This window comes from Sinomicrobium endophyticum (assembly GCF_052983315.1).
Map to the genome: position 1 here is coordinate 13,685 of NZ_JBRKIS010000016.1, position 11,534 is coordinate 25,218.

At 46.0% G+C, this 11,534-nt stretch carries 6 protein-coding genes; 1 reads left to right on the top strand and 5 read right to left on the bottom strand.

Features of this window, described 5'->3' with window-relative positions; all coding sequences use genetic code 11:
- Positions 1 to 32: 32 nt before the first annotated feature.
- Positions 33 to 1,568, bottom strand: a complete 1,536-nt coding sequence (locus tag ACVBDU_RS04350) for a YifB family Mg chelatase-like AAA ATPase (protein ID WP_447178547.1) — start codon at positions 1,566 to 1,568, stop codon at positions 33 to 35.
- 300 nt (positions 1,569 to 1,868) lie between these two features.
- Between ACVBDU_RS04350 and ACVBDU_RS04355 the strand changes: the two genes are divergently transcribed.
- Positions 1,869 to 2,672 (top strand): serine O-acetyltransferase, encoded by an 804-nt coding sequence (locus ACVBDU_RS04355; RefSeq protein WP_447178548.1) that lies wholly within the window; start codon positions 1,869 to 1,871, stop codon positions 2,670 to 2,672.
- On the opposite strand, the gene ACVBDU_RS04360 is transcribed toward ACVBDU_RS04355, so the two are convergent.
- The 4 genes from ACVBDU_RS04360 to ACVBDU_RS04375 form a co-directional block, all read right to left on the bottom strand.
- Entirely contained in the window at positions 2,669 to 5,362 is a 2,694-nt protein-coding gene (locus ACVBDU_RS04360) for a DUF5695 domain-containing protein (protein WP_447178549.1), read from the bottom strand. The two genes, ACVBDU_RS04355 and ACVBDU_RS04360, sit on opposite strands and share 4 nt — an antisense overlap.
- A 79-nt stretch (positions 5,363 to 5,441) precedes the next feature.
- Positions 5,442 to 7,778 (bottom strand): alpha-L-arabinofuranosidase family protein, encoded by a 2,337-nt coding sequence (locus ACVBDU_RS04365; RefSeq protein WP_447178550.1) that lies wholly within the window; start codon positions 7,776 to 7,778, stop codon positions 5,442 to 5,444.
- A gap of 131 nt (positions 7,779 to 7,909) precedes the next feature.
- Positions 7,910 to 9,820, bottom strand: coding sequence for a DUF4859 domain-containing protein (locus ACVBDU_RS04370; protein WP_447178551.1), 1,911 nt, complete (start codon positions 9,818 to 9,820; stop codon positions 7,910 to 7,912).
- 32 nt (positions 9,821 to 9,852) lie between these two features.
- Positions 9,853 to 11,529 (bottom strand): RagB/SusD family nutrient uptake outer membrane protein, encoded by a 1,677-nt coding sequence (locus tag ACVBDU_RS04375; RefSeq protein WP_447178552.1) that lies wholly within the window; start codon positions 11,527 to 11,529, stop codon positions 9,853 to 9,855.
- Between the last annotated feature and the right edge of the window lie 5 nt (positions 11,530 to 11,534).

Genomic DNA, 11,534 nt, shown 5'->3' on the forward strand with positions numbered 1-11,534 from the left:
GTTAGATATTAGAGACGAGATTTCGGATTATTTTAAGTAAGCCATCCTTCACGGTCCAGGCTTCGGTATTGAATTGCTTCGCTGATGTGATTGCCGGAAACCTTTTCGGAATGTTCGAGGTCGGCAATGGTACGGGCTACTTTCAATATCCGGTCATAAGCCCTGGCGGACAAGTTAAGCCTTTCCATGGCATTTTTCAGCAATTCTTTCGAAACATCATCCAATTCGCAATACTCACGGATCTGCCGGGTATTCATCTGCGCATTATAATGGATATTTTTAGAATTTTTAAACCTTTCGGACTGTATTTCGCGGGCGGCAGTCACCCTTTTTCGTATTTCCACACTCGCTTCGCCCTTCCGGTTGTCCGATAATTTTTCAAACGGAACGGGAGTAACTTCAATATGTATGTCTATCCGGTCCAACAGCGGCCCGGAAATTTTTCCCAGATAGCGTTGCATTTCCGCAGGTGAAGAAGTTACGGGGGCATCCGGGTCGTTAAAATATCCTCCGGGACTGGGGTTCATACTGGCTACAAGCATGAATGATGACGGATAGATAACAGTGAATTTTGCCCTGGAAATGGTGACTTCCCGGTCTTCGAGTGGCTGTCGCATGACCTCCAGCACGCCACGCTTGAATTCGGGAAGTTCATCGAGAAAAAGCACACCGTTATGGGAAAGTGAAATTTCTCCGGGTTGCGGATATGTACCCCCTCCTACGAGAGCAACATCCGATATAGTGTGGTGTGGAGAACGAAAAGGCCTCTGGCTCATCAACCCCGAGCTTTCGGTCCGGCCGGCAACGCTGTGTATTTTGGTAGTCTCCACGGCTTCATTCAAAGTCATCGGCGGAAGAATACTGGGCAAACGCTTTGCCAGCATGGTCTTTCCGGATCCGGGCGGACCTATAAGTATGATGTTATGTCCGCCTGCAGCTGCTATTTCCATACAGCGTTTTATACTTTCCTGTCCCTTTACGTCCGCAAAATCGTGTTCCGGAAAATCGAGTTTCCTGTAAAACTCCTCATGCTTGTCTATTGTGGTTCGTTCCAGATTCTTTTTTCCGTCGAAATGTTCGATCACTTCCCGGATATTTTTAACTCCATATACTTCAATCCCTTCCACGACAGCAGCTTCGCGGGCATTTTGTTCCGGGAGAATAAACTTTCCGAAACCTTCCTCCCGTGCACGGACCGCAATGGGAAGTGCTCCTTTTATCGGCTGCAGGCTACCATCCAGGGACAATTCCCCCATAATAATATACTCCTCTATCCCTTCACTCTTTATTTGTCCGGAAGCTGCCAGGATACCTACGGCAAGTGTCAGGTCATATGCCGATCCTTCCTTGCGCATATCGGCCGGGGCCATATTTATAGTTATCTTTTTCCCCGGTATCTTATACCCGTTGTTCAGCAATGCGGCAGCTATCCTGTAATTGCTTTCCTTTATGGCGTTGTCCGGAAGCCCCACAAGGTGATACCCTACTCCTACTGCAACATTGACTTCTACGGTGATCGTTGTGGCCTCTACCCCAAAAACGGCACTTCCGAATATTTTTGTCAGCATATGTTCTTTTTTGTTTAAAAATATAAAAATTAACATATATGTAAGAGAAGCTTCTTAACTTTGTTATTTACAGTCAAAAGTTATATAACATGTTTTACCTGCATCATCTGTATATAACCTACTGGAAAGTCAAGTCCATTATCGGTGTCTGTTAGAGGCTCGCGACAGGCATTTTCCTGACCTGTTGTATCGTTTTCCCTGATTTTATAAATGAAACACTATTTATGTGTTTAGTATATATTATTCCGAATTGCTTTTTTAACCACTTGTCTTTTATGGCAAACAGCAACACAACACATCATGAAAAAAGAAACCATTATAGAGAATATAATAAAACACAAACAGAACCCTAATCTGAAATTCGTCCTAAAAGAAAAAACCGAAGCTTTTGCCTCACAATTGTTCCTCACGTTGTTTGACAGTGATACTTCGGTTTCGGATAACATTAACCTGCTGGAAGAAGAATTTCAGAAAATTGTGGACCTGGCGTGCTGGGCTCCGGGAAAACCATGCGCTAAGATATGGGAGAGTTACCTCAACGAACTTCCGGAAATCCTAAGGAAACTGAACCTCGATGCCAAAGCTATTGTAGAGAACGATCCTGCTTCCAGAACTATTGAAGAGGTATGCCTGGCTTATCCCGGATTTTACGCCATTGCTATTTACAGGCTTAGCAGACCGCTTCACCTTTACGGATTACCCATAGTCCCCAGGCTGATGACGGAATATGCCCACCGGCTTACCGGAGTGGACATTAATCCCGGTGCCCAGATAGGAGAATCTTTCTTTATTGACCATGCCACGGGGATCGTTATCGGGGAGACTACCCTGATAAAAGACCACGTGAAGATATACCAGGGGGTTACCCTGGGAGCACTCCACGTGGAAAAATCTCTTACGGACGTAAAAAGGCACCCTACCGTAGAGAGCAATGTTACCATTTATGCCAATGCTACCATACTCGGAGGAAAAACGGTAATAGGCGCCAATAGTATTATAGGAGGAAACGTGTGGCTCACAGAGTCCGTACCGGAAAATTCCCTGGTGTACCACACGCCGGATATAAAAATCAAAGCTAACGGAAAGATCAAAAGCCAGGATTAAAGTTTAATCCTTGTTTCCTTCCTCTTCAACGGAATAGCATAAGCTCCTTTCTCTTTTTTGTAAGGGAGCTTTTTTTCTGCTCCTTCTATAGTCAGGTATGCTACAGGAGTAAACTTGTCTTTTCCGTTTATAATCAATTCCACTTCCCCGGATTTCGGATCGTAATTGACCTGTTTAAAGCTGCCAGCATCAAGGGTAAGCCATAATTTTTCCGGGGCCAGGTATATCTTGTTTTTTGCTGCTGTGGTGAGTTCTACTTTTATTATTTTATTTTCAGCAATACAATTTCCGCCAAATGCCAGCCATCCCATATCCTTGTCTTTGGTTATATAAGTGGCCGAGTTTACCGCGTATCCGAAAAACCCGGAGCCGTAATCACCGGACAACCCGTCTATCTTTAAAGTGGAAGGGAAAGAGTGAAATGCAGCCGGACCAAAACCATCGCCGGTAATATTGGAAATCGAACCTAAAAGTCCGCCGTAACCTACTTTTAAAAGGTATATATCCTCCGGATGTTTGCGGTAATGCGCAAGTACGGGAATTGCATTTAATCCGGAACCATAATGATGTATCTGTCTTTCTATACGCGAAAGTTTACCTCCGTACAGAAAATCCCAATACCTTCGGGCGTTTCCGTTATAGGCCCAATGCGGCATTACGGGCATGTAGGCCAGTATGGCATCCAGGGTGACTTTTGCTTTTTCATCAAATCCGAAGTAATCGGACCACATGTACACTTCTTCCTGCCCGGTAGAATCCCACGGCATCTCGCTTCCGAAAGGATAATTGAGGCTTTTCCAGTGTTCTGCTCTTTCTTTCATGCGATTTTCCAGGTCACCGGCCATTTCCGTATAATTTTCCCGTTGCAGATCTTTCAGAATGGCGAGAAACACCGTTCCTTCCATTTGTCCGAACTGCGCATAATAGGGAGCCAGGTCAACCATGGCAATTGATGTGCTATAGGCTTGTTCCAGGTACCACTCCCACGGATGATTGGTGACCAGCCCTTCGTGATATCTCGCCAGGCGATACATTACCCAGTATGCAGCGGCCACATGCGGGTAATTGTAGGAGCGGCCTATATCATCGGCACCTTTCTTGTCCCATGCCGCCCAGGTCCCGTAATTGACACTCTCATCGTAAGTTCCGGCAGGCATTTTTTCCGGTTCGTAGTAGAATATACTTTTCTTTACTCCATATTTCTGTGGCCCCTCGCTATGCTGAATGGTTCCCCACAGGGTTTCATCGACAAAACGCTGTAACTTCTCCAGTTCTTCCTTGTCGGGCCGTACCAGTTGTTTCATCATGGCTCCCAGCCAGCTTCCCGCCCCGCCTTCATCGCTAAGACCGGCTATCCAGGCACGACTGTCCTGGGTTACCTGTCTTTTTTCTTCATAATCATAACTGATTACGGAAGGATTACGGTGAAAAGGATCCCCTTCTTTGTCAAACCACTGCTCGGTAAGAAGGAAGTTCCCGAAATCTTCTACAACTTCCCTTTCCGGTTTTATGATGTTGTAATGTACGGTTTGTTCCAGTCCGTTTTTATACCGGATGGTCAGGCGTGCCCTGCCCCATTGGTTTCCGTTAACCGTATATTTCCGTGCACCGGAGGCCGTGATTCCTTTTGCTTTAATTTTTAATGCGCCTTCCGGCTCCACCTTAAAGGTATCCACATCTTCTACATATTGCAGGAAAAGCTGTCCCTTAACATCCATAGGTAAAACATACCCGGGAATTCCAACAGCAACGGGACGTTCTTCCTCTTTCAATACTTCAGGTATTTGTCTTATGGCGTCCGTAAGTACGAATTTAAGGGAATAGTTACGGATTTCCCCTGGGCGCAAAATTTGTGAGGTGGGATGGTTCCACTGTTCCACTCCTTCCCATTCCGTTTCGGCATAGGCCTTGCTGTGTGCCATCCATTCGTGAAAACCTTCAAATACGATACTTTGGGGCGTAGGGTCTTCCAGTAAGGGGCGATATGCTTCAAAAGGCATATTTTCTTCCGGAATTACCAACAGATCAGGGCCGTTACCATGAAGCCTTTTTACTTCCAGGTAACCCGCGTCTTTTCCTGTATATGGATCGAAGAATACATTCTGAGCATGGGCTTCATCTAAGGATTTACCTTCGAGTATGTTGTTAAATATCATAGGAATTCCCAGGGCGCCTATTTCCACATCAGAAGCGGAAGTATTGGTAATTTCAAAACGCATTACGAGGGAACCTTCCCAGGCTTCGTAGTAACGTTTTACGGAAAGCGGTATATCCCGTGGAAGTGTACCGGCCAGGTCGGCAGCCGCCAGTACATCACCGGAAACAGTCAATGGTTTTACTTCGGATCGTTTGGTTGCGGTAGAATAATTTTTCCATGCTCCACCGGACAGCCTTACCCTTAAATTAATATCTCCCAAATGAAACAGGCTGTCCTTATCTCGGATACGGAGACGATCGCCCGGAGTGAAATCAAAACCAGGAACCGGGACAGGCGACAATGCAGCTACCGTTTGGGAGGATTTTACCAGTTTTAACTGAAAATCTCCGGTAGAATGGGTCGTATGTCCCTTTTCCAGCTCCATTACCGAAGGGCGTTCCGTAATCTTGCTCCAATAATCTTGTGCAATCGCAATACGTACCAGAAGTAACATCAGAATTACAGGCATCCGGCTCTTTAAAAATTTAATCATTATACTATACAGTTAATATTTACTAATTATTCTTCTCCTCTTCCGCACCCGGAACAGACAATTTTTGTCCGAAGCTGTTTTATTTCACGGTAAACAGATAGATTCCCGCACTTTCCCGTGGGATTTGAACACTGTTATCCTTTAAGGTGATATCTCTTTCCGAAATGAAAATATTATCTTTATTCTCCTCCGTGTTATATACCATATCATTTTTTCCGGTGAGGGAGATAAGCTTCCCCTCTTCTTCTACATCTATTCCCGGCAGGTTGATTTTTAACGGATACTCATCGTGAGTGGCATTTATTACCGATACGGTAAGCGTTTTACCATCTTCCGAGAGTGTTGCCACTACATCCAGTGGTTCCTGGGCTCCGTTTACAGAAACGGGCCGTGTTCCGAAATACTTTCTGTACATTTTTAAAACCAGCCCGGTGCCTTCCATCCAGGAATCCGTTTTGGTTGTTTTTATGGCCCCGATAACATTTACGGTCTGCGCGTAATTGGCCATGTAATAAATATCCGATTGAAGCGAAAATTCGTTAATACCGGCGGCAATTCCAAGCGCATCCCTGAGGAAATAACGGGTACCCAGCAATCCGAAAACATGCGGACCATACCAGTAATTCCATTCGTCCATAGCTATTTTTATATCCTTTTCCTTCAAGCCCGGAATTTCTTCCCTGCAACGGCGGTGTTCCTCCGCAACTTCCCGGATGACGTCCGGTATCTGTTTTACATGAGTAAGCAATCCGCCAGAGTGCCAGTCCTGTTTATAGAAATGTTCGCTGATGTAGGTCATATTGTTACTGCTGTGCGTATACATCATATCGTTCCATTTACCGGGAAAACCTACGCCAATAAGTTCGATGTCCGGATCTTCTTTCCACATGGCTTCGGCTACTTCATTGTGTTTTTTTACATAATCTTCCACCGGCATATGTCCCAGTTGCCAGTCTCCGAACATTTCGTTACCCACTGCCCATAACTTTACATTATATGGTTCGGGATGTCCGTTCTCTGCTCGAAGCTTTCCCATTGCTGTTGAGGCATCCCCGTTGAAATAAGCCACTTCCCTGGCAGCCATTTCCGCAGTTCCCAGGCCGGTGTTTACAGCAACATTCGCTTCGGCATCGAGCAGTTTGCACAATTCCATGAATTCGTGTATTCCTACATCGTTATATTCCAGGCCGTTCCAGGCCCTTTCAAATTTTGTGGGACGGGTATCCGGATCCCCGATACCATCTTTCCACTCGTAACCAGATACAAAATTTCCCCCGGGCCAGCGATAAACGGGAGCATCCAATTGTTTCATGAGCTCAAGTACGTCCGGACGAAATCCCTGCACATTATCTGCCGGCATCAGGGACACTGCTGCCAGTGTTACTTTACCTCTACCATAAAAGGTAACGGTAAATTTACCATTATCGGAATCAGACGATACCTCCAGTTCAAACGGGATTTTCACAAAACCGTCGCCGGGTATTGTCAGTATCTGCTCCTCCCCGCTTTCATCGGAATGCAGAGAAATCCCTATTTTATCCATCCCGCTTCCGGGCCGTAGAACGACTCTTCCCACATACCTTTTTCCTGCTTTCAAAGCCAGGCTGTCCTGGGTGAGTGTCCATTTTTCCCCGGTTATATTTACTACGGGAATGTTACCCCTGGAAAATTCCTGACTGTTGTCTATGGTTATTGCTGTCGTATCTATACTCGTCTTCCAGGGCGATTTTCCGGTGCCCGGCAGGTGGTAAAATTTACGGTCTTCCAGCATTTCCGCCCATATGCCTCCATATATACATTTCCCCATGTGTTCAATAAACTGACCGTAAATGTATGGCGACATCGGGTCGCGCTCTTCCTGTATATTTATCGTAACTTCCGGTTTCAATACCCTGGCCGAAATTTCCTCCAGCCGGATATTGTCAAAACCCGCTTTACCTTTTGCTTTTCCGTTTTTTCCAAGCAGGCATTCTATCATAAAACTGTCTTCTCCACCGGAATTAAACTCCATTTCCACATAGGTCCAGTCCGTATCGCCGGTAAACACCTGGTCATTAGCTAATTCAACCCAACCTAACCTAAAACCAGCACCTGAATTTTCGTTTTCCCCCGAAACACCTTCTGTCCTGATGTAACCGGAAACCTTATAAGTGGCATATGGTTTAACGTTCACCTTTTTAAACCACCTCGAAACTGTCATGGAATCCGACTGTAATTTCAGTACACGAGTATCGAACTGTGTGGATACGGTATCGGAATAAGTTTCCTGATTGCTGTAATATTCTTTTTCCCAGCCGGAATCCGGAGCATTCTTGTCTTGTCCGGGTGAAAGTAGTTTTGTTTCCTTTTCCCCGGAACATCCGAATGGCATCCATGCTGCCAGAAACAGTATAATTAATGTTTGATGAATTTTCATTTGTTTCTTTCCGTTCCTCATACTTGATTTCTTAGCATTCCGACATCGTAAACCGGACCTGGCTTGATTTTTTGAGGTAAAGCCTGTGAACTCATTTCCACAGGCTTTTTCCTTTGGTGTTTATCGGTCTTTTATTGGACCGTTATATTAAAGACAAAGGTTGCCTGGACCGTTTGTCCCGGTTCATGTTCATATACCAGCGCTTGTTTTATGGTATACGTATCCCCGGGTGCGGTCTGTCCCGGATATTGCCCTATAGTAAACCGGAAAACCGAGGCATCGTACTCGGAATAAACCCTGGCGTCACCTCCCCAGCCAATTACATCACCGGTTGCATTGAACCAATGGCCATATCCGTTTGCGGTTGTATTGCTGTTAAGACTTCCGTCACTTTCCACGGCGTAAAAAGTAATACTGTCATCCATCAAATTAGTAATTTCATTAGGCTGAAGCAGGAAAGCCTGTGCCAGTTGTGCCAGATCTTCTTCCAGTGCTACGGTTCCCCCGGAGTAATTGTCCCCGCTGAATGGAAAGCTAACATCATAGGTCAGCGTTAAATCGGCCGGAGGCAATGTATCATCTATTGGAATGTTTCCGTAAAGATCGGTATTTGTAAATTTAACTTTATAGGGCCACTGATCGTCGTTACTTTCGTCCTCATCCCAGGGATGTGGTGCATAAACACTTGGTGCCCCGGTTACGACAAACCACAGTTTACTGCAGTTCTGCGGCACGGTAAAAGTTGCCGTATTTACGGTTCCCTGATTCATATCCCCATAAACCCTGGTACCGTCTTCCAATAAGGCTACATAACCGTAACGCCATCCGGCGCTTCCCGGATCCTGTACCTGGTTGTATCCGGCAGCATTTACCATCCCGGTAAATTCGGTAGATATTTCTGTTCCGGCAGCAGGAACGGCAAGGCGTATAACGTTATATCCTGTGGTGCCCGGACAACGATCGTAGGTTACCTGATAGCTTCCGTCGCTAAGCATGTTACATTTAAAGGTCTGTGCTCCAATGTAATCTTCTCCCGTATCGCGTATGGCATCCAGGTCCCAGGTTACGAATTTGGTCGCAGCATCATAAATTTCTTCATTGAGCTGTGCAGTAGAAATACCTGTAATACGCATATATGCCTGCAACGGGTCTTCGGGTTCTTCGGCCATACGCCAAATTTTCCCGACGACATCCAGACCGTGCTTGTCGGCCCAGTAATAGTGTATAAAATAACTGGCATAGCGCTGGAATTCATGGCAGATGTGCCGGAAATAGTTTTCGGTATACACCCCGAAGTGATGTGAAGTAAACGCCTCGTTGGGATAACTCTGGTAAGCCTGCCACTGTGCGGTCTGCTCCCAGAAGCCATTACCGCCATTCCCCCCGAAACCATAGCGAAAACCTGCTCCGCCACCCAGATCGCAATGCACCTGGTACTGAAAACTATGTCCTATTTCGTGGGCAATCGTAGAACCTACGGGCTGGCAGGTGTTAGGGCTTACCCATAATGCCCCGATGACATTGTCATATCCGGCACCGGTTGCCAGCCATTCGTCCTGGTGATAGAGAAAAATCATCATCTTATAATCATCCAGGTTGGAATTGCCCACTCCTGTTTCGGCAAATTTCAGTTCATCAATGTTCAATGCGTAAAATTCCTCTGCCTTGGTCAACAAGTCGTCAATATCCACCCGGTATGCCGAGGGGGTTTCTGCCGAACCCGGATCGTTATTTCCGTAATCGGCTCCCCAGAATACGATGAAATGTTCGGATTGCCGGCTACGGCCGTAATACCAGGTACTGGTACTGTCAAAAAAATTCATATTACCAAACTCGTTCGGCTTATAAATTTTAGTAGTATCCACTGCCGAAGGGTCAAAGGTGTCTCCGTTACCCCCGCCGTTGTCCGGATCCAGCGGATCCGGGTCTGCTTTGGCGCAGCCGGCTATCATTATAACAATAGCGGCTGCACTCAAAAATAACTTGATACATGAACCTAAAAGGTTCTTCTGCTCTTTTGTTTTAAAATCGGTCAATTTCATGGTTGATTTTGATTTAGGTTAAATTAAAAGGTTTAATACCCCTGATTTTGCTGCAGGTTGGGATTGGAATTAAGAAAATCCTGGAAAATCGGGAAGACGTTCTTATTTACCGCCGTTTGGGGATCTGTTTCGGCATCTTTACAGAACCAGGACTTCCCGTTATACACATTCATGTCCTTTCCGGTAACACGAAAACGGATAAGGTCCTGCCTGCGGTGATGTTCTCCGACAAATTCCCAGGCCAGGTCGTCCAGTAGTCCTCCGAATTCGATATCTTCTCCTCCTTCATATGTTGCAACAAGAGCATCGGGGTCATATACGGTAGCACCACGATTGGTCCACTCCCGGTGCCCGTAATCGTAAATGCTGCCTCCCATCAGGTCGGCTGCGGTACGAACGGCATCCGTAGGGTTCATAAACGCCCTCTGGCGTACATCGGTAATCAATTGTGCTGCTTCCGACTGGTTGCGTCCAAGGCGGAGCAGACATTCTGCTTTTATAAACATCGCGTCGGCAAGGCGGAAAAAAGGAACATCGTCGCCATAAGTTCCGTCATTACCGGGGACTATTTCGTTTTTGACAAACCTGTACCCCTCAAGCATGTAAGCCCCGGGGTTGTCTATGGAATGTACTTCTTTGGTATATACCAGGTTCACTTCGCCCTGGTCATCCGCATTGGTTCTCAGGGGTTCACCGCTGTTATAATCGTATTGCTGACCGTTAGCCCAGGTATCGTCCAGACGGCTGTCGTTTTCGTGATAGGTGTCTATGAACTGCGGCACGGCACAACTCCCGTTCCACGGTGTCCCGTTATATCCGAAAGCCTTTGCTCCCGCACCAATAAGAGCCTTGTTTACAAGGTAATTCCCGGAAGCATAGGTCATATCCAGTGGAATAGCAAAAATAACTTCCGGGTTCCCGTTGAGGTCTGCCTTAAAGTTATCTTTATAGGAAGCTGACAAGGAGTAGCCCCCGTTCATGATGATATCTTCTGCTTCTTCCAGTGCCAGTTCGTAATATTCGTTACTTGAAAAATCGTTGAACCAGGCATTGTGATTAAGATACATTTTAGCCAGGATCATCGAGGCTACATATTTATTGGGATGACCGAAAATCTTATCTGTTCCCAGATCTTCTTTTGCCTCGGTAAGTTCGGTTACGATAAAATCGAATAATTCCTGGGGATCTGCCTGTTCCGGAAGGTATCCCGGCGGCACATCCTGGGTGGTTTCGAGGGCTACATTACGAAAACAGTCAAAAAGAATATAATACAATAATGCCCTCATAGTGCGCATTTCGGCCTTCAGAGCAGCATTTTGCTGTACTTCTTCCAGGTCAAGGACTTTATTGGCGTAACCTATGCCATTATAGCTATGGTTCCAGATGGTCCAGAAATGACCGATATAGGAGTTAAAAGAATGTTTGTGCATGGCAATGTAGAGATCTCCCCATCCCACGCCAATACGCAAAGGGGTCATAATAAGATCGGACGATTCTTCCTGGATATCGAAAAGTCCGTTCCAGGCCCAGTATACGCTACGCAATTCACCATAAACAGCACCTGACATCCGCTCTATATCGGCTTCGGTAAGCTCGATATTCTCCTCGCTGACATCGCTGTATACGGTTTCGGAAAGGTCCGTACAGGCGCTAAGCACAAATACCGCACCTGTAATAAAAATCCTGGATATATAGTTGATCGGTTTCATAATTT